Origin of the sequence: Bradyrhizobium sp. UFLA01-814, from assembly GCF_046718885.1 — a bacterium.
GTDB lineage: Bacteria > Pseudomonadota > Alphaproteobacteria > Rhizobiales > Xanthobacteraceae > Bradyrhizobium > Bradyrhizobium elkanii.
Window position 1 is genome coordinate 1 of the sequence record NZ_JAQOSR010000156.1, and the last position, 21,987, is coordinate 21,987.

Annotated in this window: 18 protein-coding genes; 9 read left to right on the forward strand and 9 right to left on the reverse strand. The window is 66.0% G+C overall.

The features are described 5' to 3' along the window. From accC to PMN64_RS33910, 4 genes are all read right to left on the reverse strand, one after another. Positions 1-1,332, reverse strand: a 1,332-nt coding sequence (gene accC, locus PMN64_RS33895; RefSeq protein WP_411783835.1) for an acetyl-CoA carboxylase biotin carboxylase subunit, incomplete at its 3' end; no start/stop codon positions are given. Positions 1,333-1,356: 24 nt separating this feature from the next. Beyond that, the gene (accB, locus tag PMN64_RS33900; RefSeq protein WP_411783836.1) at positions 1,357-1,848 is read right to left on the reverse strand and encodes an acetyl-CoA carboxylase biotin carboxyl carrier protein; all 492 of its coding nucleotides are present in this window, start codon (positions 1,846-1,848) and stop codon (positions 1,357-1,359) included. A 52-nt stretch (positions 1,849-1,900) separates the two neighbouring features. Beyond that, positions 1,901-2,374, reverse strand: a complete 474-nt coding sequence (gene aroQ, locus PMN64_RS33905) for a type II 3-dehydroquinate dehydratase (protein ID WP_304500069.1) — start codon at positions 2,372-2,374, stop codon at positions 1,901-1,903. Positions 2,375-2,724: 350 nt separating this feature from the next. After that, positions 2,725-3,546 carry a DUF1236 domain-containing protein gene (locus PMN64_RS33910; protein ID WP_411783837.1) on the reverse strand — a complete coding sequence of 274 codons (822 nt, stop codon included), beginning with the start codon at positions 3,544-3,546 and terminating at the stop codon, positions 2,725-2,727. A gap of 102 nt (positions 3,547-3,648) precedes the next feature. On the opposite strand from PMN64_RS33910, the gene PMN64_RS33915 reads away from it, so the two are divergent. Beyond that, positions 3,649-3,816 carry a hypothetical protein gene (locus tag PMN64_RS33915; RefSeq protein ID WP_411783838.1) on the forward strand — a complete coding sequence of 56 codons (168 nt, stop codon included), beginning with the start codon at positions 3,649-3,651 and terminating at the stop codon, positions 3,814-3,816. A 105-nt stretch (positions 3,817-3,921) separates the two neighbouring features. Here PMN64_RS33915 and PMN64_RS33920 read toward each other — a convergent pair whose 3' ends face one another. Both PMN64_RS33920 and PMN64_RS33925 read right to left on the reverse strand, forming a co-directional pair. Next, a complete protein-coding gene (locus PMN64_RS33920; RefSeq protein WP_304500072.1) occupies positions 3,922-4,689 on the reverse strand; it encodes a DsbA family protein in 768 nt (255 codons plus the stop codon). An 87-nt stretch (positions 4,690-4,776) separates the two neighbouring features. After that, positions 4,777-6,183: a M48 family metalloprotease gene (locus tag PMN64_RS33925; RefSeq protein ID WP_304500073.1), complete on the reverse strand. Its 1,407-nt coding sequence runs from the start codon at positions 6,181-6,183 to the stop codon at positions 4,777-4,779. A gap of 227 nt (positions 6,184-6,410) precedes the next feature. Here PMN64_RS33925 and PMN64_RS33930 point away from each other — a divergent pair, with 227 nt between their 5' ends. Together PMN64_RS33930 and PMN64_RS33935 are read left to right on the forward strand one after the other, a co-directional pair. Continuing rightward, the gene (locus PMN64_RS33930; protein ID WP_411783839.1) at positions 6,411-7,598 is read left to right on the forward strand and encodes a pyridoxal phosphate-dependent aminotransferase; all 1,188 of its coding nucleotides are present in this window, start codon (positions 6,411-6,413) and stop codon (positions 7,596-7,598) included. 213 nt (positions 7,599-7,811) lie between these two features. Further along, complete coding sequence (locus PMN64_RS33935; protein WP_411783840.1) at positions 7,812-9,146, forward strand: dicarboxylate/amino acid:cation symporter; 1,335 nt, start codon at positions 7,812-7,814, stop codon at positions 9,144-9,146. Between the two features lie 13 nt (positions 9,147-9,159). On the opposite strand, the gene PMN64_RS33940 is transcribed toward PMN64_RS33935, so the two are convergent. Next, entirely contained in the window at positions 9,160-10,392 is a 1,233-nt protein-coding gene (locus tag PMN64_RS33940; RefSeq protein WP_028344941.1) for an NAD(P)/FAD-dependent oxidoreductase, read from the reverse strand. A 106-nt stretch (positions 10,393-10,498) separates the two neighbouring features. After that, a complete protein-coding gene (locus PMN64_RS33945) occupies positions 10,499-13,030 on the reverse strand; it encodes an Rne/Rng family ribonuclease (protein ID WP_411783841.1) in 2,532 nt (843 codons plus the stop codon). A gap of 15 nt (positions 13,031-13,045) precedes the next feature. On the opposite strand from PMN64_RS33945, the gene PMN64_RS33950 reads away from it, so the two are divergent. The 6 genes from PMN64_RS33950 (at position 13,046) to PMN64_RS33975 (ending at position 21,573) form a co-directional block, all read left to right on the forward strand. Then, positions 13,046-13,777 (forward strand): hypothetical protein, encoded by a 732-nt coding sequence (locus PMN64_RS33950; protein ID WP_276325472.1) that lies wholly within the window; start codon positions 13,046-13,048, stop codon positions 13,775-13,777. A 615-nt stretch (positions 13,778-14,392) separates the two neighbouring features. Further along, entirely contained in the window at positions 14,393-15,703 is a 1,311-nt protein-coding gene (locus PMN64_RS33955; protein ID WP_411783842.1) for an N-acetylmuramoyl-L-alanine amidase, read from the forward strand. Positions 15,704-15,940: 237 nt separating this feature from the next. Next, on the forward strand, positions 15,941-18,442 hold the full coding sequence (locus PMN64_RS33960) for a penicillin-binding protein 1A (RefSeq protein WP_411783843.1): 2,502 nt from the start codon (positions 15,941-15,943) through the stop codon (positions 18,440-18,442). A 106-nt stretch (positions 18,443-18,548) separates the two neighbouring features. Then, a protein-coding gene (gene prfB / locus PMN64_RS33965; RefSeq protein ID WP_411783844.1) for a peptide chain release factor 2 occupies positions 18,549-19,680 on the forward strand; the annotation gives its coding sequence in 2 pieces (ribosomal slippage) (positions 18,549-18,617 and positions 18,619-19,680; 1,131 coding nt in all). A gap of 3 nt (positions 19,681-19,683) precedes the next feature. After that, positions 19,684-20,553 (forward strand): NAD(P)-dependent oxidoreductase, encoded by an 870-nt coding sequence (locus PMN64_RS33970; RefSeq protein WP_411783845.1) that lies wholly within the window; start codon positions 19,684-19,686, stop codon positions 20,551-20,553. An 84-nt stretch (positions 20,554-20,637) separates the two neighbouring features. Then, positions 20,638-21,573, forward strand: a complete 936-nt coding sequence (locus PMN64_RS33975) for a DMT family transporter (protein WP_411783846.1) — start codon at positions 20,638-20,640, stop codon at positions 21,571-21,573. Here the strand turns inward: PMN64_RS33975 and PMN64_RS33980 are convergent. Next, the coding region (locus PMN64_RS33980; protein WP_411783847.1) for a carbamoyltransferase C-terminal domain-containing protein at positions 21,533-21,987 on the reverse strand (455 nt) is incomplete at its 5' end. The two genes, PMN64_RS33975 and PMN64_RS33980, sit on opposite strands and share 41 nt — an antisense overlap.

Genomic DNA, 21,987 nt, shown 5'->3' on the forward strand with positions numbered 1-21,987 from the left:
GGCGAGGTACTGCTCCAGCCAGTGAATGTGGTAGTCGCCCTCGATGATGTCGGGCTCGCGCACCAGCGCGCGGAACAGCGGCAGCGTCGTCTCGATCCCGTCGACCACCATCTCGTCCAGCGCCCGGCGCAGCCGCATCAGACATTCGCCGCGGGTCTTGCCGTGCACGATCAGCTTGCCGACCAGCGAGTCGTAATAGGGCGGGATCACATAGCCCTGATAGACGGCGGAATCGATCCGCACGCCGAGGCCGCCAGGCGGATGGAATTGCGTGATCCGTCCGGGCGAGGGACGGAAGGTCTGCGGGTTCTCCGCATTGATGCGGCACTCGATGGCGTGGCCGATGATCGCGATGTCGTCCTGCTTGGCCGGAAGGTCGCCGCCGGCGGCGATCCGGATCTGCTCCAGCACCAGATCGATATCGGTGATGCTCTCGGTGACGGGATGCTCGACCTGGATGCGCGTGTTCATTTCGATGAAATAGAACTCGCCGTCCTCGTAGAGGAATTCGATGGTGCCGACGCCGAGATATTTCATATCCCGCATCGCCTTGGCGCAGGTCTCGCCGATCTTGGCGCGCGCCGCCGCCGCGAGCACGGGCGAGGGGCCTTCCTCCCAGACCTTCTGGTGACGGCGCTGCAGCGAGCAGTCGCGCTCGCCGAGATGGATGGCGCCGCCGCGGCCGTCGCCGAGAATCTGGATCTCGATGTGGCGCGGCTTCTGCAGGTATTTTTCCAGGTAGACCGAGGCGTCGCCGAATGCCGACTTGGCCTCGTTGGCCGCGGTCGAGAGCGCCAGCGCGAGGTCGGCCTCGGTGTGGGCGACCTTCATGCCGCGGCCGCCGCCGCCGGCCGCCGCCTTCACCAGCACCGGGAATCCGATGTCTCTGCCGATCGCGAGCGCGTCGGCCTCCGAGGTCACCGCGCCGTCCGAGCCGGGCACCACGGGAATGCCGAGGCGCTTGGCGGTCTTCTTGGCTTCGATCTTGTCGCCCATCAGGCGGATGTGCTCGGCCTTCGGTCCGATGAAGCCCAGATTGTGGTCGGCGAGGATCTCGGCGAAGCGCGCGTTCTCGGACAGGAAGCCGTAGCCGGGATGCACGGCGTCGGCGCCGGTGATCTCGCAGGCCGCGAGCAGCGCCGGCACGTTGAGATAGGAATCCTTCGACGGCGGCGGGCCGATGCACACGCTCTCGTCGGCGAGCCGCACATGCATGGCGTCGGCGTCGGCGGTGGAATGCACCGCGACGGTCGAGATGCCGAGCTCCTTGCAGGCGCGCAGCACGCGAAGCGCGATCTCGCCGCGATTGGCTATGAGGATCTTGTCGAACATCGCAGCGCCTGGTGTTGACGGAAGCTATTCAATGATGACGAGCGGCTCGCCGAATTCGACCGGCTGGCCGTCCTCGACGAGAATCTGCGTCACGGTGCCCGCGCGCGGAGACGGGATCTGGTTCATCGTCTTCATCGCCTCGATGATCAGAAGCGTCTGGCCGGCGGAGACCTTGGTGCCGATTTCAATGAACGGCTTGGCGCCCGGCTCGGGCGCCCAATAGGCGGTGCCGACCATCGGCGAGGGCACGGCGCCCGGGTGCTTGGCGAGATCGGTCGCAGCCGCGGCCACTGGGACAGCCATTGCGGACGGTGCGGCAACACTTGCCACGGTGGGCACCGACGCCGCGATGCTGATGTTGCGCGCGACACGGACACGCAGGCCGGCGCGCTCGATCTCGATCTCGGTCAGATTGGTTTCCGCGAGCAACAGCGCGAGCTCGCGAATGAGGACGCTGTCGTCGCTCTTGGAGTCGTTCTTTTTTGCGGCTGATTTGTCGTCTGGCTGGCGCGCCATGCTCTGTGATCCAAAATCTCTGTCTGGTGACGGGGAACGTCAGGATTGACGATTAAGTCTTTGGCTTGGCGTCGATCTTGACGCCGATCCTGGTGGCGAGGCCGATGATGGCAAGCCGGTAGCCGTCGATGCCGAAGCCGCAAAGTGACGCGAAGGCGGCTTTAGCAGTGAACGAGTGGTGCCGGAAGCTTTCGCGGGCGTGGATGTTGCTGACATGAACTTCGACCGCGGGAATCTTGACCGCGACCAGCGCGTCATGCAGCGCGATCGAGGTATGAGAGTAGCCACCGGCGTTGATGATGATGCCGGCCGCCTTCTTGACGTGGGCCTCATGGATGAAGTCGATCAACTCACCCTCGCGGTTGGACTGCCGGCAGTCGGCGATCAGCCCGAACTGGCGCGCGGTGTCCGCGCACAGCTTCTCGACATCGGCGAGGGTGGCATGGCCGTAGGTCTCCGGCTCGCGCGTCCCCAGCAGATTGAGGTTCGGGCCGTTCAGCACATAGATCGTTCCGGCAGCAGCCATTCCAGAGTTTCCTGCCAAGGGTTCCGGCCAAAGTTCCGAGAGGGGATCCGACAAGGGGTGGAGTCGGCCGGGTTATAGGTAACAACCGGCCGAAGGGGAAGTCTTTAGGTGAAATCGGAACGTCTTCAACAACTTCCTCCGCCCTGTTAGATGGCTGCCCTAACCTACGGAAAATGCTGATTAACCAAATCTTGCGGAAGCTGCCTTCGGCGGGCGCTCCGGCCCGCCATCCACTGGCGCGGTGCGGGTTGCGGCCGAAAGCAAGACCCCGCCCCAAAAGGGGCGGGGTCGAGGTGAGGCGAGGGTCCGTCTTCGAGGGCCCGTCTTGGCTCCCTCGCACCGAGGCCGGTCTAGCCCTCGATGATGTAGACGATCTCATGGGTCTCAGGCTGCACGATCACGTAGCGGCCCTTGACCAGGATGAACTGATAGCCGCGCCACTGCGGGTAGATCGTCACGACCCGCTCCGGCACCGGGTAGAAGTGAATGTCAGCCGGAACGCGGGTGCCGACCGACACGTTGAAGTTCACGTTGGTGGCTTCGGTCACGTGCTCCGACTTGATCGCGGTCGTGATCTGAGTGCGCTTCTCGGCCGGCGGAGCCGCGGTCGCCGACGTTGCCGCGTTACCGGTCGTCGTCTGCGTGCGGCTCGTATCGTTGGTCTGCGCACGGTTGGTGTCGGACGGGCTCTTAGTCTGGGCGTTCTGGTTGGTCGTGGCACCGCTACCGCTCTTGTCGCGGCTCTCGGCATTCATCTTGCCGCTCTTGTCACGCTCCTCGGCTTTCATGTTGCCGCTCTTGTCGCGACCCTCAGCCTTCATATCCTTCGAGCCCTCCTTGGAGCCCTTGGCCGCATCGTTCTCCGAGCTCATGCCCTTCGACTTTTGGGTACTGTCCTGCGCACCCTTGGTGGCCGTGCCGGACTTGTCGGACTCTGCACCCTTCGTGCTCGGGGACTCACCGGTGGTGGAATGCTCGGAACCCTTCATGCCGCCCGTATCGCGCTGCATCGTGCCCGACGATGCACCACCGGACGGTGCGCTGTGCTGCGTGGTTGCGCCACCGCCGGCCCCGGACTCCTTGTTAGCGCCGCCCGCGCCCTGCGCATTCGCAAGGCCGGTGCCGGCGATCAGAGCCGCCGCCGCGACCGAAATCAGAAAGCGGTTAGACATCGTAATTCCTCCTCGTTTTCAGCATTGCCCGCGCCGACAACGAGAGAGCATGTGCGATGTTCCTGTTGATTTGCGGTTCCTTGCGGTTTGTTTGTTAGGTGAATGCGCGATGAATACGCGGATGCTTCAACCGCACGCCCGGTCGAACTCGATGCTCGCAAGATCGCGCTGGCCGTTGCCGCCGCCGAAATTGAAGCCGCCGAAATGCACTTCGATCTCGAGATTAGGTCGCGCTGTATTTCGGCTTCCCGCGGCTTTCGTTGTTGGTGACCGCCCTTGGTTGCGGCCCGCGCGGAATCGGTTTGGTGACGACAATAAAAAAATCCGGCTGCATGGCAGCCGGATTTTGTACGCGATGAGCTGTCGGAGCGGCGATCAGCAGGTCGCCTTGCCGCAGCGGGCAATGCCGATCTTTTCCTTGAGATTGTCGACGCCGACGGCGCCGATCACGACCTGCTTGCCGATCACGTAGCTCGGCGTGCCGTTCATCCCCATGGATTCGGCGAGGCGGAAGTTCTCCTCGATGGTCGCCTTCACTTCGGGGCTCGCCATATCCTTCTCGATCTTCGTTATGTCGAGACCGACTTCCTTGGCGACCGCCAGCGCGCGCGCCTTGTCGGCGGCGCCGCGGCCGCCGAGCAGCTTCTGGTGGAAATCGAGATATTTCTTGCCGGTCGGATCCTGCATGCGCACGGCGACCGCGACCTGCGCGGCCTCGACCGAGCCCTGGCTCAGCACCGGGAATTCCTTCAGCACGACCTTCAGCTTCGGATCCGCCTTCATCAAATCGAGCATGTCGGACATCGCGCGCTTGCAGTAGCCGCAATTGTAATCGAAGAACTCGACGAAGGTGACGTCGCCGTCCTTGTTGCCGAGCATGACGCCGCGCGGCGAATTGAAGATGGTGTCGGCGTTCTTGGCGACGCTCTGCTCATGCTTCTCGGCTTCGGCGGCGGCCTGCCGCTTGCTCAGCTCGTTCATCGCCTCCTCGAGCACCTCCGGGTGCGCGATCAGATAGTTGCGCACGATGGTCTCGATGTCGCCGCGCTGGGTGTCGGTGAAGCTCTGCGCGGACGCCGAAAGCGGCGCGGCGCAAACGCCGAGCGCGAGCAGGGCGGGGGCAAGAAAACGAAGCGCTGGCATGACAAAATCCTTGTTCGCGGTGGCTCAAAAAAACGGCGTGGCCGTGAGCCGGTTTCGGTGATCGTTGTATGGAACTACGGTTTATTTCTAGTTGTTTTTCTGACCCGGCATGGGCTTGGCGCTCACAATGTCGTCAGCTTTGACCCAGCCGGGCGTGCCGATCGCGAACCGCGTCTTGGCGCGTGACGCAAGGTCGCGGGCGGTCTTGGTGTCGCCGCGGAGATAGGCCGCCTGCGCCGAGGCGAGGTCGGCCTGGGCATAGTCGCCCTTGCGGCCATAGGCCATCGCGAGCTGGGTATAGCCGAGCGGCGCCTCGGGCTCGCGCGCCACCGCGGCGCGCAGCATGTTGACCGCCTCGTCGGTGTAGGCCTTGTTGTCGGAGGCGACCAGCGCCTGGCCGAGCAGCATCTCGATCAGCGGGGAATTGCTGGAGAGCTGCACCGCGCGGCGCAGCGGCGCGATGGCTTCGGCGGGCCGGCCGCCTTCGAGCAGCGCCTGGCCGCGCAATTCGTAGAAATAGGGATTGTTGGGCTGCACCTGGATCAAGCCGTCGATCTGCGCGATCGCCGAGCGCAGATCGCCGTGCAGATAGGTCGTGATCGCGCGTGCATAGCGCGCCGGCAGGCTGGTGTTGGACAGCGGATAGCGGCGGTAGACCGTGTCCTGCCGCTCCATGAAGCCCGAGATCTTGGCGCGCATCATGTCGTGGCGCAGCTGCAGCGCCGGATCGTCCTTCTTGTCCCAATAGGGGCTGGAGCGCGCCAATTCCTGCAGCGCGGAGACGCGATCGACCGGCATCGGGTGCGACTGCAAATAGGGGTCGGCCCCGCGCGAGGCAAACAGGCTCTCGTCGGTGAAGCGCTTGAACGTCTCGTACATGCCGCGGGCCGACTGTCCGGTCGCGTTCAGGAACTTGACGCCGGCGCGGTCGGCGTTCTCTTCCTGCTGGCGCTGATAGGACAACAGCGTGCGCTGAATGACCGCTTGCGGCGCCGAGATCGCCGCGGCGCCGGCGCTGGAGAGACCGTTTCCGCCACCGCGGCCGCCCGCACCCGCGGCAAGCGCGCCGACGCCGAGCAGCATCGCGATGATCATCTGGGTCTGGGCCTGCGCCAGCTGCTCGCGCATCTTGGCGAGATGGCCGCCGGCGAGGTGGCCGGTCTCGTGCGCCAGCACGCCGATGATCTGGTTCGGCGTCTCGGATTGCAGCAGCGCGCCGTAATTGACGAAGATGCGCCGGCCGTCGGCGACGAAGGCGTTGAACGAGCCGTCGTTGATGATCACGATCTGGATGTTCTGCTTCTCCAGACCGGCGGCGCGCAGGATCGGCCTTGTGTATTCGCGCAGCAGCTGCTCGGACTCGGTGTCGCGCAGCACCGGCGGGCCTTTTTGCTGGGCTCGCGCAGGGACGACGGGCCCGACCGCGAGCGCAACCGCAGTCATGAACGCGGTCAGCTTGAAGGTCCTGGTGCGAAGCGCGAGGCGGAACAGCATGGGCGATCTATCGGCGATGACCGGCCGCGCCGGCACAAATCCGGGGTCCGGGCCGGACCCGATTTGGCGCGTGGCACAGTCTGTTGTTTTTGCAGTTCTTCTTCACGCGAACCGGGTATTCACTTGGCCTGAAAGCGTTATAAGGAGCCACCGAATGCGGCCAGTCTGGGGCGGCAGCCGGTAACGGGAACCCGAATTCGGCAGCGGCCGTGCAATAGCAGAAATCCATGCGTGAAGCGACACCGAGAGACCGTGTAAGCAGCTTGTTGACAGCGTCCGGACGGAGCGATGTTCCGCCGTTCATGGTGATGGATGTGATGGCAGCCGCCGCGCGAATCGAGGCCGCCGGCGGCCATGTCATCCATATGGAGGTGGGGCAGCCTGCCGCAGGCGCACCGAAGCCGGCGATCGCGGCCGCGCAGGCCGCGCTTGCGGACGGTCGGATCGACTACACCTCGGCGCTCGGCATTCCCTCGCTGCGCGCGCGCATCGCCCGGCACTATCGCGACACGTATGGTTGCGCGGTTGACGCGGAGCGCATCATCGTCACCACCGGCTCGTCGGGTGGGTTCATCCTGGCGTTTCTTGCGATGTTCGAGCCGGGCGACCGGGTCGCCGTGACCGTGCCGGGCTATCCGCCGTACCGGCATATCCTGACCGCGCTGGGCTGCGAGCCGGTGCTGATCGAGACCTCCGGCGACACCCGCCATGCCCTGACCGGCGAGGCGCTGCTCGCCGCCCATCGCAAGGCACCGCTGAAGGGCGTGCTGGTCGGCAGCCCTGCCAACCCGACCGGCACCATGATGTCGCGCGAGGCGCTGTCGAGCCTGATGGCGGCTGCCGACAGCGCAGGCATCCGCTTCATCTCCGACGAGATCTATCACGGGCTCGACTATGCATTTCCTGCGGTGACGGCCGCCGAGCTGTCGCCGAAGGCGCTCGTGATCAACTCGTTCTCGAAGTACTTCTGCATGACCGGCTGGCGTGTCGGCTGGATGGTGGTGCCCGACGTGCTGGTGCGGCCGATCGAGCGGCTGCAGCAGAACCTGTCGATCTCGGTGCCGACCCTGTCGCAGATCGCGGCCGAAGCGGCGTTCGAAGGCCGCGAGGAGATGGAGGCGATCAAGCGCGGCTATCAGGAGAACCGCCGCATCCTGATCGAGGGGCTGCCGAAGGCCGGCCTGACCAAATTCCTCCCCGCTGACGGCGCGTTCTACCTGTATGCCGACGTCTCCGACTTCACCTCGGACAGCTTCGCCTTCGCCAGCGAGATGCTCGAAAAGGCGCATGTCGCGGCGACCCCCGGCGTCGATTTCGATCCGATCCACGGCCGGGCCTTCATTCGTTTTTCCTATGCACGCTCGGCCGCGGAGATGCAGGAAGCAGTTGCACGGATCGCGCATTGGCTTAAATAGCCCGCGAACTCCAAGGGGCCTCTAAGAGCCTTCAAGAGCCTTCCGGAGTTCGCTTTGCCTTTCGGATCGGTTTCGCAGCGCAGCGTCGTGGTTTCACCGGCGCTGTGGCAGGCGGATCATCGCGGATAAGCGGCAGGGCCCACACAGTTCCATTTGACTTGAACGGCCAAGTTGATCTTGGCTATTTCCGCCATTTCTGAGGGGGAGTGACACATGGCGACGACAACCGTTGCCACGACTGCACCGGCGAGCGCCGGCAGCAAGCCGTGGTACAAAGTTCTCTATGTCCAGGTCCTGATCGCGATCGTGCTCGGCGCATTGGTCGGCTGGTTGTGGCCCGGCCTTGCCACCAACGAGTGGATCAAGGCGCTCGGCGACGGCTTCATCAAGCTGATCAAGATGGTGATCGCGCCGATCATCTTCTGCACCGTGGTGTCGGGCATCGCCCATATACAAGATGCCAAGAAGGTCGGGCGCATCGGCGTCAAGGCGCTGGTGTATTTCGAGGTCGTCTCGACCTTCGCGCTGGTGATCGGATTGCTCGTCGGCAATCTGGTTAGGCCCGGCGCCGGCTTCGGCAACGCGGCGGCGAATGCGCAGGCGGTTGCCGGCTATGCCAAGCAGGCGGAGGCGCAGAAGAGCGTCGACTTCGTGCTCCACATCATTCCCGACACCGTGGTCGGCGCATTCGCGCAGGGCGAGATCCTGCAGGTGCTGCTGTTCTCGGTGCTGTTCGGCTTCGCGATCATGGGCCTCGGCGAGCGCGGCCACACCATCCGCTCGTTCATCGACGACGCCGCGCACGCGGTGTTCGGCGTCATCTCGATCGTGATGCGGGCGGCGCCGATCGGCGCGTTCGGCGCGATGGCCTTCACCATCGGCAAGTTCGGCACCGGCGCGATCCTCAACCTGATGGGGCTGATCGCGACGTTCTATCTGACCGCCGCGCTGTTCGTGTTCGTGGTGCTCGGCATCATTGCGCGGGTCGCCGGGTTCTCGATCTTCAAGTTCCTGGCCTACATCAAGGATGAGCTCCTGATCGTGCTCGGCACCTCGTCCTCCGAGAGCGCGCTGCCGTCATTGATGGAGAAGCTCGAACGGCTCGGCTGCTCGAAATCCGTGGTCGGCCTCGTGGTGCCCACGGGCTATTCGTTCAACCTCGACGGCACCAACATCTACATGACGCTGGCGACCCTGTTCATCGCGCAGGCGCTGGGCTTCGATCTCACCTTCAGCCAGCAGATCACCATCCTGATCGTGGCGATGCTGACCTCGAAGGGCGCCTCCGGCATCACCGGTGCGGGCTTCATCACCTTGGCGGCGACGCTCGCGGTGGTCGATCCGCGGCTGGTGCCGGGCATGGCGATCGTGCTCGGCATCGACAAGTTCATGAGCGAGTGCCGCGCGCTGACCAATCTGTGCGGCAACGGCGTCGCCTGCGTGATCGTCGCCTGGTGGGAGGGCGAGCTCGATCGCGACAAGCTCAACGCCAATCTCGCCAGGCAGATCGACCCGACCGACATGGAGACCGCGTTGACGACGGACTGATTTTTCGTCGACGTCAGAACCGGTCTAGCCGATACGGCGAGGTATCCACCGCGGATGCCTCGCCGTTCATCGTTTCGGCCAGCACGCGCGCGGTCGCGGGGCCGAGCGTGAAGCCCTGATGGCCGTGACCGAAATTGACCCACAGCCCGCGATGGCGCGGCACCGGCCCGAGCACCGGCAGCATGTCGGTCGTGCAGGGGCGGGTGCCGAACCACGGCTCGGGCTCGACGCGGCTGCCGATCTCGATCAGCTCGCGTGCCGCCGCTTCGGCGTAGCCGAGCTGGATCGGCGTCGCCGGTGCGTCGGGACTGGTCAGCTCCGCGCCGGTGGTGATGCGGATGCCCTTGGCCATCGGCGCCATCGCATAGCCATTCGCGGTGTCGACCAGCGGCAGGTCGAGCGAGCGGCCGCCCTGGTAGTGCATGTGGTAGCCGCGCTTGCGCACCAGCGGGATCCGGTAGCCGAACTTGCGCAGCAATTGCGGTGACCACGGCCCGAGCGTGACCACGACATGGGCGGCATCGATCCGGCCGCCACTGGTGTCGACCGACCAGCCGGACGTCGTCTCCGTCAGCGTCTGCGCATCGCCGCGCAGCAGCGTGCCGCCGAGACGCTCGAACAATCCGGCATAGGCCGAAACCAGGCCGCCGGGGTCCGACACGGTCCAGGGCCCAAGCCAGTGGATGGCGCCGGGCAGGTCGTCGCGCAGCAGCGGCTCCGCCTTGGCGAGCTCGCGGCCATCGAGCACGCGAAACGTCACGCCGAAGTCGCGCTGGTTCTCTTCGGCGACAGCGATCGCCTGCTCCAGCGCGGCCGGGTCGCGATGCAGCAGGCGATAGCCGGCGCGGCGGATCAGATTGTCGGCATGGGCGTCGCGGATCAGCGTGTCGTGCTCGGCGGTGGCGTAGGCGATCAGGCGCGCCCAGGCGAGGGTGGCTTCGCGGTGCCGCTCGGGCGTCGAGTTCCACCAGTAGCGCAGCAGCGGACCGGCGTGCTGCGGCAGCGAGGCCAGGCGATAGCGCACATCGTTGGTGCGCCCCATCGCGATCCTGGCGAGCGTGGCGGGATCGCGCGGCATCGGGTAGGGCCGCACCGCCTCGCTCTGAATGATGCCGGCATTGCCGTAGCTGGTCTCGCGGCCGGGTTCCTTGCGGTCGACGAGCGTCACCGACCAGCCGCGACGCTGCAGATGCAGCGCCGTGCTGACGCCCACCATGCCGCCGCCAAGAACGATCGCGCTTTGCATTGGGATCCGTCTCCGTCAGGCTTCGTTACGCCGGCGTCTGACGAACGGATTGCCTGTTCAATAAAAACGCCCGGCGTGAACCGGGCGTTTTGACTTGCAGGTGGCGCTAGTTGCCGCCGCCGAAGCGGCGCGACCACCAGCCCTTGCGGGCCGGAGCCTCGGCCGCACCGGCCGGTGCCGGCTCTGGAGCAGCCGCGGCCGGCTCGGGGGCAGCTTCCTCCGCCGGGCTCTGAACCAGCGCCGCTGATGCCTCGGGCAGTGGGCTCGACGCGAAGTTGACCTTTTCGCGCACCGTCGAGCGGCGGCGCTGCGCACGGTCGCCTTCGGCCGCCGTGTCCTCGCCGGCAGTCGCCGCGGCAGTTTCGGGCTCGGGTGCCGCGACCGGCTCAACAGGCGCGGCCTCGGTCGGCCGCCACTCCGGCGGCTCGGCGACCAGCTCGGGCTGCGCCAGCGCGGGAGCCGGCTCCGCATCATGGCTATCGAAATCGGCGACTGCGTCGGAGGCCTCCGACGTCGCCGCCGGGCTCAACTCATCGGAGATCGATCCAGCGAGACCGTCGTCCGGTCCGCCGCTGCCGCGCCGGCGGCGGCCGCCGCGACGTCCGCGGCGCCGCGGACGGCGATCGCCATTGCCGGCCTGGTCGTCGCGGGCAGCGCCCTGCTGCTCGTCGCCTTCGTCCTCATCGCCTTCGGCATCGGCGGCGGCAACCGCCTCGGTGCCTTCGGGCAGGACATGCATGAGATCGCCGTCCTCGCGCGGCTGCTGGGCGCCTTCACGCGCCTCGCTGCCACCGCGGCCGCGACGCCGGCGGCGCCGCTTGCGGCGCTGGCCGTCGCCTTCGCCCTCGGCGGAGCCTGCCTCATCACCGGCCGCCCGCTCGTCGGTGAGGCCCTCGGTCTCGTCGGTCTCGATCTCGGCCTCGTATTCGAACAGTTCTTCCTCGTCATCGGCCTCTTCGGCCTGGGCCGGCGCAGCGGCAGCCTGCGCAGCGAGCAGCGCCTTGGCGGCTTCGAGCGTATGCACCTGCTCGCCGCGGTCGATGATGTAGGACTGCTGGCCGTGCACTGTGGCGTCCGCGACGATCGACAGCGAAACCCGGAAGGAGTCTTCGAGATCGCGCAGATGGCCGCGCTTGTGGTTGAGCACGTACAGCGCGACGTCGGTACGGGTGCGGACCACCAGATTGTGGGTCGCGCCCTTCATCAGGATTTCCTCGATGCCGCGCAGCAGCTGCAGCGCCACCGACGAGACCGAGCGGACGTGACCGCTTCCGCCGCATTGCGGGCAGGGCTCAGTCGAGCTTTCGAGCACGCTGGCGCGGATGCGCTGGCGCGACATTTCCAAGAGGCCGAAATGCGAGATGCGGCCGACCTGGATCCGCGCACGGTCCTGGCGCAGGCAGTCGGACAGCTTGCGCTCGACCGCGCGGTTGTTGCGCTTCTCGTCCATGTCGATGAAGTCGATGACGATCAGGCCGGCGAGGTCACGCAGGCGCAATTGGCGCGCGACTTCTTCCGCCGCTTCCAGATTGGTCTTGAGCGCGGTGTCCTCGATATGGTGCTCGCGCGTGGCGCGGCCGGAGTTGACGTCGATCGAGACCAGCGCCTCGGTCTGGTTGATCACGATGTAGCCGCCGGAGCGCAGCTGCACGGTCGGCGAGAACATCGCGTCGAGCTGGCTTTCGACGCCCATGCGCGAGAACAGCGGCTGGCCGTCGCGATACTGCTTCACCGCGCGCACATTGGCCGGCATCAGCATCTTCATGAAGTCGCGCGCTTCACGGTAGCCGGCTTCGCCCGCCACCTGGATCTCGTCGATCTCCTTGTTGTAGAGGTCGCGCAGCGAGCGCTTGATCAGTGAGCCTTCCTCGTAGACCAGCGTCGGCGCCTGCGACTTCAGCGTCAGGTCGCGCACCGTTTCCCACATCCGGATCAGATATTCGAAGTCGCGCTTGATTTCCGGCTTGCTGCGGGAGGCGCCGGCGGTGCGCAGGATGATCCCCATGCCCTCGGGCACGTCGAGATCCTGCACCACTTCCTTGAGCCGCGAACGATCCTGGGCGGAGGTGATCTTGCGGCTGATGCCGCCGCCGCGCGCGGTGTTGGGCATCAGCACGGCGTAGCGGCCGGCGAGCGACAGATAGGTGGTCAGCGCGGCGCCCTTGTTGCCGCGCTCTTCCTTGACGACCTGCACCAGCATCACCTGCCGGCGCTTGATCACTTCCTGGATCTTGTACTGGCGGCGCGGACGGAACGGGCGCTCCGGAACCTCCTCGAGCACGTCGTCGCCGCCGACCGATTCGACGACGTCCTCTTCCTCGCCTTCCTCGCCGTCATCCTCTTCGTCATCTTCGCCGGCCTCGTCGCCAGGCCCGGTCTCGGGCGCGACCACCTCGGCGAGCGCGCCGTATTCGGCGACCGCGTGCTCATCGGCGGCGGCGTGAACCTCGTCGGAAGCCACATGCGGCGCGTCGTCGGCATGCGCGGCGTTTTCCTCGATCTGCTCCTCATGGACCCGCTCGGGCTCATGATTGACCTCGACCGTCTCGACGGTCTCGGGCGCGGCCGACGCGGCGGAGGCTTCGACGACCGCAACGACGGGGTCGGACGGGGCGTCGGCAGCCGCCGCCTCGCTCACTTCGGGAGCGTGGTCGTGATCATGCGCATGATCGTGGTGGTCGTCGTGACCATGATCGTCGTGGTCATGATCATCCTGGCCATGATCATGGTGATGCTCATGGTCCTCGTGATGCGCATGATCATGCGCCTCATGCTCATGGCCTTCGTGGGCGATCACGCCGTGATCGTGGTGCCCGGCGTCATGTTCATGATGCTCGGCATCGACGGGATGTTCGTGAGCCTCGATGGTGGGCAACGCCTGCGTGTCGTTCGCACCCTCGATCACCTCGCTCTGGACGCGCTCGCCATGGCCGCGGCGACGGGCATTGCGATGGCGCGACCGGCGGCGATGGCCGCGGTTCTCGTGCTCTTCCTCGGCCTCGCGATGGGCGCGCTCGTCGGCTTCGATCAGCGCCTGACGGTCGGCGACCGGGATCTGGTAATAGTCGGGATGGATTTCGCTGAAGGCCAGGAAGCCGTGCCGGTTGCCGCCATACTCGATGAAGGCGGCCTGCAGCGACGGCTCTACGCGCGTAACCTTGGCGAGATAAATGTTGCCGCGCAGCTGTTTGCGCTGGGCGGTCTCGAAATCAAACTCTTCGACGCGATTGCCACGGACCACAACGACCCGGGTCTCTTCCGGGTGGGTGGCATCGATCAACATCTTGTTGGGCATTTTGGAGCTCTTGACGGCGGCGGGCGCGGATCATGGCGCGCGCAAACTGCGCCGCCCGGTGACGCGACGGTCCACCTGATTCGGGGGTGAGGGGAAGGCCGAAACGCATCTCGCGGCGCAGCGCCGGACGGGAACTCACCGGGATGATGCGACGGGCGAAGTTTTCACCTCGCGTCAGCGCGATCATTCGGGGGATCCTGGTCGGCAATACAGTCTGGCGCATTAAGCGTCGGCCCGTCTAAACATGTTGGCGGCGAAAATTACCGCCGTATCTTTTGCTGAAAGCCCCGCCTGGCGCCGAAGCGCCCGCCGGCCATCGCATATCGAGGCCCCAAGGGACCGGATAATCGGTTATGCCATGTCTCAAACCGTCCCTCTGGCGAGGGAGTGTGCCTGGGACCGGACGCCGCTCGGGCTTGAATCCGCCACTCCGTGTCAGCCGCGCGCGGCGCTGGCTGGGGAGGGACCGGAAAAACACGGCGGGATCTTCGATCTGGAAGGTTCCACCGCTGCACCGGGAGGCTGAACGCGACACAACCGGGAGTACTAGCCGTCAGCACCCCGTACATACGTGGATTGACCGCCGCGTGCAAGGGAAGCGTCACGCCGCCGCAACACTCGGTTCTTTTCGCTGGAGGGTCATTAGGGGGCGATTAACCGTGTGGTTCTAATGCGGTAAGAAGCAGCTGGGAGGCTACGAATCGGGTGGCGAACCGCGCAAAACACCTTGTTTTTCTGGGATGCGGGCTATTGTGCGCCGCAACATCGGTGTTTGCCATTGCCGGCGCCCCGAGCGCCGCCGAGGGACCGCAGAACGGCCCGCCTGCGCCGGCCGCGAGCGCTCCGAATTTCCCGGTCGCATCTGGCGCCAGGCTCGCCGGCGACGCCAAGCAGACCCGATTCATCCTCGACCTCGACCGCAAGATCGAATTTCGCGCCTTCCCGCTGGCCGACCCTTACCGCGTCGTGGTCGATATCCCGCAGGTCGATTTCCAACTCGCGGCCGGCACCGGCTCGGCGGGGCGGGGCCTGGTGAAGGCGTTCCGCTATGGTCTCGTGATGCCCGGCGGCTCGCGGATCGTGTTCGACCTGACCGGACCGGTGAAGATCGCCAATTCCTACGTGCTCGACGCCGCCAACGGCCAGCCGCCCCGGCTGGTGCTGGATTTCGAGGAGGTCGACCGCACCAGCTTCGTGCAGTCACTGGCGCCCGTGAGCCGGCCCGAATCGAAACCGGCGATTTCCGAATCCACCACCGCGACCATTCCGGCCGTCACCTCGGCGGCGCTGCCGCCGGTCGCGGTCACCGACGCGCGCCCGCTGATCGTGATCGATCCCGGTCACGGCGGCATCGACAACGGCACGCAATCCGGCGACCAGACCGAGAAGAACCTGGTGCTGGGCTTTGGCCTTGCCCTGCGCGACCGGGTCGAGAAGTCGGGCAAGTATCGTGTGGTCATGACGAGGTCCGACGACACCTTCATCCCGCTCAACGACCGGGTGAAGGTCGCGCGCTCCCAGTCGGCGGCGCTGTTCGTCTCGATCCACGCCGACGCCCTGCCGCGCCGCGAGGGCGATGCCCAGGGCGCCACGATCTACACGGTGTCGGACAAGGCCTCCGACGCCGAGGCCGAACGGCTGGCGGAGGCGGAAAACAAGGCCGACGCCATCGCCGGTGTGAACCTGACCGACGAGCCGACCGAGGTCGCCGACATCCTGATCGACCTCGCGCAGCGCGAAACCAAGACATTCTCCAATCGCTTCGCCCGTCTTCTGATGGACGAGATGAAGACCACGGTGCGGATGCACAAGCATCCGCTCAAATCGGCCGGCTTCCGGGTGCTGAAGGCGCCCGACGTGCCGTCCGTGCTGGTCGAGATCGGCTACGTCTCCAACAAGGGGGACCTCGAGCACCTGGTCTCGGAGAGCTGGCGGAACAAGGCGGTCGGCTCGATGGTGCAGGCGATCGACACGTTCTTCGCCAAACGGCTGGCAACTGCCGGGTCGGCAAAGTGAAATCGGCCCGCTGAAAAGCCGGGGCCGTTGCGCCGAAGCCCTAGTTTGGCCACAGCCGCGACGGTATAGACAATGGACCGCAGGTCCGCAGAATCGACCACATTGTCCGGCGGCTCTTGTATATTCGCGTGCGCAAGGTGGCTCGCTGGGCCCAAGCTTCGTTGTGTGAGGCTTTCGCACTTTTGGACAGGCGCTTCTGACGACTGAGCGCCGGAGGGTAGGAACGGAACGTCGATAATGCGCCTGCTCGTGCGGTTTATGGGTTTCTTGTTCGCCGCCGGAACCGTCGTGTTCCTGGTCGGTGTCGCCGCCGTCGCTGGCGCCATCTGGCATTTCTCCAAGGATCTGCCCGACTACTCGCAGCTGCAGGACTATGAGCCGCCGGTGATGACCCGCGTGCATGCCGCCGACGGCGCGCTGCTTGGCGAATACTCCAAGGAGCGCCGGCTCTATCTGCCGATCCAGGCGGTGCCGAAACTCGTGATCAACGCCTTCCTCGCTGCCGAAGACAAGAACTTCTACGAGCACGGCGGCATCGACTATCAAGGCATGGCGCGCGCTGCGATCCTTTATGCGCAGAACTACGGCTCGAACCGTCGCCCGCAGGGCGCCTCGACCATCACCCAGCAGGTCGCGAAAAACTTCCTGCTCACCAACGAGGTCTCGTTCAGCCGCAAGATCAAGGAAGCGTTGCTGGCGATGCGCATCGAGCGCGCCTATTCCAAGGACCGCATCCTCGAGCTCTATCTGAACGAAATCTATCTCGGCCTCGGCGCCTACGGCATCGCGGCGGCGTCGCTGGTCTATTTCGACAAGTCGGTCAACGAGCTGACGATCGCGGAAGCGTCCTATCTCGCGGCGCTGCCGAAAGCGCCGGCGGCGCTGCATCCGGTGCGCAACCGTGACCGCGCGATCGAGCGCCGCAATTATGTGATCGATCGTCTGCTGGAGAACGGCTGGATCAAGCAGGCCGACGCCGACAAGGCGCGCAAGGACCCGCTCAACGTCACCAGCCGCTCGAACGGCGCGCACATCTTCGCGGGCGAATATTTCGCCGAGGAAGTCCGCCGCGACATCTTCGAGCGCTACGGCGAAAAGAAGCTCTACGAGGGCGGCCTGTCGGTGCGCACCACGCTCGATCCCAAGATCCAGGTGATGGCGCGCAAGACCATGGTCGCGGGTCTCGTCAATTACGACGAGGCGCAAGGTTGGCGCGGGGCGCTGCACAAGCTCGACATTTCCGGTGACTGGGGCGTCAAGCTTGCCGACGTGAAATCTCTGTCCGACATCTCGCCGTGGCGGATGGCTGTCGTGCTCGAGACCAGCGATCAGTCGGCGCGGATCGGCTTCCAGCCGGGCCGCGAGCTCGGCGGCGCAGTCAGCAAGGAACGGCAGACCGGCATCATCACGATGGACGGCGTGCGCTGGGCCAAGACCAGGGGCAAAGCGCCGAGCGCCGTTTCGCAGGTGCTGCAGCCGGGTGACGTGATCTACGCCGATCCGCTGGTGACCAAGGACGGCAACGCGGTCGAAGGTCAGTATCGCCTGCGGCAATTGCCTGAAGTGTCCGGCGCCATGGTGGCGATGGATCCGTGGACCGGCCGCGTGCTCGCGATGGTCGGCGGCTTCTCGTTCGACCAGAGCCAGTTCAACCGCGCGACGCAGGCCTACCGGCAGCCCGGCTCGTCGTTCAAGCCGATCGTGTACTCGTCGGCGCTGGACAACGGCTATACGCCGTCGACCACCGTGATCGACGCGCCGATCGAGATCGATCAAGGGCAGGGCGCTGGCGTGTGGCGTCCGGAAAACTACTCGACCGGCAAATATTACGGCCCGACCACGCTGCGCAACGCGTTGCAGCGCTCGCTCAACACCGTGACGGTGCGCCTCGCGCAGGACATCGGCATGCCGTTGGTCGGCGAATACGCCAAGCGCTTCGGCGTCTATGACGAATTGCCGAACTATCTGTCGTATGCGCTGGGTGCCGGTGAAACGACCGTGATGCGCATGGTCACGGCCTATTCGATGTTCGCCAATGGCGGCCGCCGGGTGAAGCCGACGCTGATCGATCGCATCCAGGATCGCTACGGCCATACCATCTTCAAGCACGACACCCGCGAATGCCGCGGCTGCGACGCGCCCGGGGGCTGGAAGAGCCAGCCGGAGCCGCAGCTCGTCGACCGCCGCGAGCAGGTGCTCGATCCGATGACCGCCTACCAGATCACCGAGATGATGGAAGGCGTGGTCCAGCGCGGCACCGCGACCGTCGTGAAGGAAGTCGGCAAGCCGATCGCCGGCAAGACCGGCACCACCAACGACGAGAAGGACGTCTGGTTCGTCGGCTTCTCGCCCGATCTCGCAGTCGGCGTCTACATGGGCTACGACAAGCCGCGCAATCTCGGCCGCGCCGCCACCGGCGGCCATGTCGCAGCGCCGATCGCCCGCGACTTCCTCAAGCTTGCGCTCGCCGACAAACCGCCGACGCCGTTCAAGGTTCCGGCTGGCATCAAGCTGATCCGCGTCGACGCCAAGACCGGCATGCGCGCCGGTCCCGGTGACGGTGGCAACACCATCCTCGAAGCCTTCAAGCCGGGCACCGCGCCGCCGGAGAACTATTCGGTCATCGGCGTCGCCGATGCCGATGGACGCGGCCCGGCGCCTGGCCAGCAGCCGTCGCAGAATGGGGCCCAGCCGGATGGCGGCTTCTTCATGCGCCCGGGAACCGGGGGGCTCTACTAGCGGCCTGTCCGGCCAAATCGCCGGGATAGTGCGGCCAAGCCGATTGCGCTTTGCCGCGCCGGTCGCTACATCCCCCGGAACCTTTTTAGCCAACACCTGAAAGACCATGCGCGCGGAAATCGAACGCCTTGTTGAAGAGATCAAGCAGTCAGTCGGGCTGCTGAGGAGGCATCTTTGACGTCGAACAATCGACGGCACGCCTCGCTGAGCTGAACAAGCTCGCAGAAGACTCCAATCTCTGGACCGATCCCCAGAAGGCCCAGCGGCTGATGCAGGAGCGCACCTCATTGGAGGACGCGCTCTCGGGCATCGGCAAGGTCGAGCGCGAGCTCGAGGACAATATCGGCATGATCGAGCTCGGCGAGGCCGAGAACGATGAGGGCGTGGTCACTGAGGCCGAGAAGGCGCTCAAGGACCTCAAGAAGGAGGTCGCCCGGCGCGAGCTGGAGGCGCTGCTGTCGGGCGAGGCCGACAAGTTCGATTCCTATCTCGAAGTCCATGCCGGCGCCGGCGGCACCGAGAGCCAGGACTGGGCGCAGATGCTGCTGCGCATGTACACGCGCTGGGCGGAGAAGCACGGCTTCAAGATCGAGTTCCTCGAAGAGTCCCAGGGTGAAGAGGCCGGCATCAAGTCCGCCACCATCCAGATCAGTGGCCACAATGCCTATGGCTGGCTGAAGACCGAGGCCGGCGTGCATCGCCTGGTGCGCATCTCGCCGTTCGATTCCAACGCGCGGCGGCACACCTCGTTCTCGTCGGTGCAGATCTTCCCCGTGATTGATGACAGCATCAAGATCGAGATCAAGGAATCGGATGTTCGCACCGACACCATGCGGTCGGGCGGCGCCGGCGGTCAGCACGTCAACAAGACCGAGTCGGCAGTGCGCCTGACGCACATCCCGACCGGCATCGCGGTGGTCTGCCAGGCCGGCCGCTCCCAGCACAAGAACCGGGCGCAGGCCTGGGACATGCTGCGCGCGCGGCTCTACGAGATCGAGCTGAAGAAGCGCGAGGAGCAGGCCGCCGCCGATCAGGCCGCCAAGACCGATATCGGCTGGGGTCACCAGATCCGCTCCTACGTGTTGCAGCCCTATCAGATGGTGAAGGACCTGCGCACCGGTGTGCAGACCTCCGACACGTCGGGGGTGCTCGATGGCGACCTCGATGAATTCATGGCGGCGACCTTGGCGCAGCGTGCCTTCGGCACCGGGCCCGGCTCCGTCGAGGATGTGGATTAGCCCATGCCGCGCGTCGCTTTCATCGGATTGGGACGCATGGGCCAGGGCATGGCCGGCCGTTACCTCGATGCCGGCTTCACGGTCGCGGTGTGGAACCGCAGCAAGGCCAAGGCCGCGGACCTGATCGCTCGCGGCGCGCTGTGGGCGACCTCGCCGGAGGATGCCGCGATCGACGCCGATGCTGTCGTGACCATGGTCGCCGACGACGAGGCCTCACGCGCGGTCTGGCTGACCAGGGACGGCGCTGCCGCCAACATGAAGGCCGGTACCCTCGCGATCGAATGCTCCACGGTCTCGTACCAGCACACGCTCGAGATGGCGCGCGAGCTCAACAGCCGCAGCTTGATCTACATCGATTGTCCGGTCACGGGCCTGCCGGAGGCGGCGGCCGCCGGCAAGCTGACGCTGCTGGTGGGCGCTGATCCGGCCGATCTCGAGCGCGCGCAGCCTTATCTCGCGCCGATCGGCAGCACGATCCGGCACTTCGGCCCGGTCGGCACCGGCACCGTGTTCAAGCTGATCAACAACCTGATCGGCGCGGTGCAGATCGCAAGCCTCGCCGAGGGCGTTGCGATCGCCGAACAGGCGGGCCTCGACATGCAATTGGTGGCCGAGGCGCTGGCGACCGGCGCGGTGGCAAGCCCGCAGGTGATCCGCCACAGCAAGCGAATGATCGACCGCAACTTCTCCGGCGCATCGTTCACCGCGGCGCTGCGCCACAAGGATGCCGATTACGCCGTGCGGCTCGCCGAGACCTTGCTGCCCGGCGTGCCCGTCAGCCGCGCCGCGCTCGCCGCCTACGACAAGGCGAAGGCTCATGCGCCCGACGCCGACGAGGGCCAGATGATCGAGATCGTCTCGCGGCCGAAATAGGCGGGGCCGCCGTTCACGGAAATCGGGTGGGAATATTCGCGGCGCCGCGCTAATCACCTGTCCGACCGCAGGTGAGCGCCTGATATGCCTTCCGCCGACAACCGCATCGATCGTCGCGACTGGGGGCTGCTCGTCCTGCTGTCGGTACTCTGGGGCGGCTCGTTCTTCTTCAACGGCGTGATCCTGCGCGAACTGCCGCCGCTGACCCTGGTGCTGCTGCGCGTCGTGCTCGGCACGATCATCCTGCTGCCGCTGCTGCGGGCCGCCAGAATCGAATTCCCGCGCGACCTGTCCGGCTGGGCGCCGTTCGTCGCGATGGGGCTGTTCAACAATGTGCTGCCGTTTGCGCTGATCGTGTTCGGGCAGACCTATATTCCGAGCGGGCTGGCCTCGATCCTCAACGCGACGACGCCGCTGTTCGCGGTGGTCGTGATGGCGGCGGCCGGCGAGGAGCGGCTGCAGGCGCGCCGCGTGGCGGGCGTCCTGGTCGGGCTGATCGGGGTTGCGATCCTGCACGGGGATGCGCTCGGCTTCGAGAGCCGGCAAGGCATCGGCATCCTGTTGTGCCTCGCCGGCGCCTTCAGCTACGGCATCGCGGCGCTGGTCGGGCGGCGGCTGCCGCAGCGGGTGCCGCCGCTGGGGACGGCGACGTTCCAGATGATCGCCTCGGCGGTGCTGATGGCGCCCATCGCCGCCGTCGTCGATCGGCCGTGGCTGCTGCCGATGCCGCATCCGGCGACATGGCTCGCCGTGCTCGGGCTCGCGGCGCTGTCGACGGCGCTGGCCTATATCGTGTTCTTTCAGATCCTGCGGCGTTCCGGCGCGACCAATGTGATGATGGTGACGCTGCTGATTCCGGTCACCGCGATGCTGCTCGGATATCTCGTGCTCGGCGAGCCGATCGCGCTGCGCGAGGTGATCGGCGCGCTGGTGATCGCGAGCGCGCTGCTGCTGATCGACGGCCGCGTGCTGGCCTGGTTCAGCCGCGCGCCTGCTTCCACGCCGCATACCATCCGCTGAAGCGTCCGCTGTCGCGCTCGCCGCCGTGCCAGGCTGCATAGGCGGTGCCGTCGTCGGCGACCAGCACCACGGCATCGAGTCCCTTGGAGCGGCGCAGCGTGTCCATCGCCTGCGCCGGCGTCTGCGCGATCGGACCTGCGACATTGAACGAGGTGTTGACCGACATCTCGACGCCAATGTGGCGGCCGAGCGCCTTCAGATAGGCATGGGTGAGCGGATCGTCCGCCTCGCGCACGATCTGGATGCGGCCGGTGCCGTCGGCATGCACCACCGCCGGAATCTTCGCGCGCGCCTCGGGCTTTGAATGCGCCGTGAGCACCATGTAGTTATAGGCGTTGTAGTCGGCGTCGGACGCGCCGTCTTCGAGCTCGAAATAGTCGCGCGCGGCCTCTAGCGTCGCCATCGGCGCCAGCG

Excerpts from the sequence above, each read along its gene's own strand:
- accB (WP_411783836.1), bottom strand. The coding sequence starts at position 1,848 with ATGGCGCGCCAGCCAGACGACAAATCAGCCGCAAAAAAGAACGACTCC.
- aroQ (WP_304500069.1), bottom strand. The coding sequence starts at position 2,374 with ATGGCTGCTGCCGGAACGATCTATGTGCTGAACGGCCCGAACCTCAAT.
- PMN64_RS33910 (WP_411783837.1), bottom strand. The coding sequence starts at position 3,546 with ATGTCTAACCGCTTTCTGATTTCGGTCGCGGCGGCGGCTCTGATCGCC.
- PMN64_RS33915 (WP_411783838.1), top strand. The coding sequence starts at position 3,649 with ATGCGCGATGAATACGCGGATGCTTCAACCGCACGCCCGGTCGAACTC.
- PMN64_RS33920 (WP_304500072.1), bottom strand. The coding sequence starts at position 4,689 with ATGCCAGCGCTTCGTTTTCTTGCCCCCGCCCTGCTCGCGCTCGGCGTT.
- PMN64_RS33925 (WP_304500073.1), bottom strand. The coding sequence starts at position 6,183 with ATGCTGTTCCGCCTCGCGCTTCGCACCAGGACCTTCAAGCTGACCGCG.
- PMN64_RS33930 (WP_411783839.1), top strand. The coding sequence starts at position 6,411 with ATGCGTGAAGCGACACCGAGAGACCGTGTAAGCAGCTTGTTGACAGCG.
- PMN64_RS33935 (WP_411783840.1), top strand. The coding sequence starts at position 7,812 with ATGGCGACGACAACCGTTGCCACGACTGCACCGGCGAGCGCCGGCAGC.
- PMN64_RS33940 (WP_028344941.1), bottom strand. The coding sequence starts at position 10,392 with ATGCAAAGCGCGATCGTTCTTGGCGGCGGCATGGTGGGCGTCAGCACG.
- PMN64_RS33960 (WP_411783843.1), top strand. The coding sequence starts at position 15,941 with ATGCGCCTGCTCGTGCGGTTTATGGGTTTCTTGTTCGCCGCCGGAACC.
- PMN64_RS33970 (WP_411783845.1), top strand. The coding sequence starts at position 19,684 with ATGCCGCGCGTCGCTTTCATCGGATTGGGACGCATGGGCCAGGGCATG.
- PMN64_RS33975 (WP_411783846.1), top strand. The coding sequence starts at position 20,638 with ATGCCTTCCGCCGACAACCGCATCGATCGTCGCGACTGGGGGCTGCTC.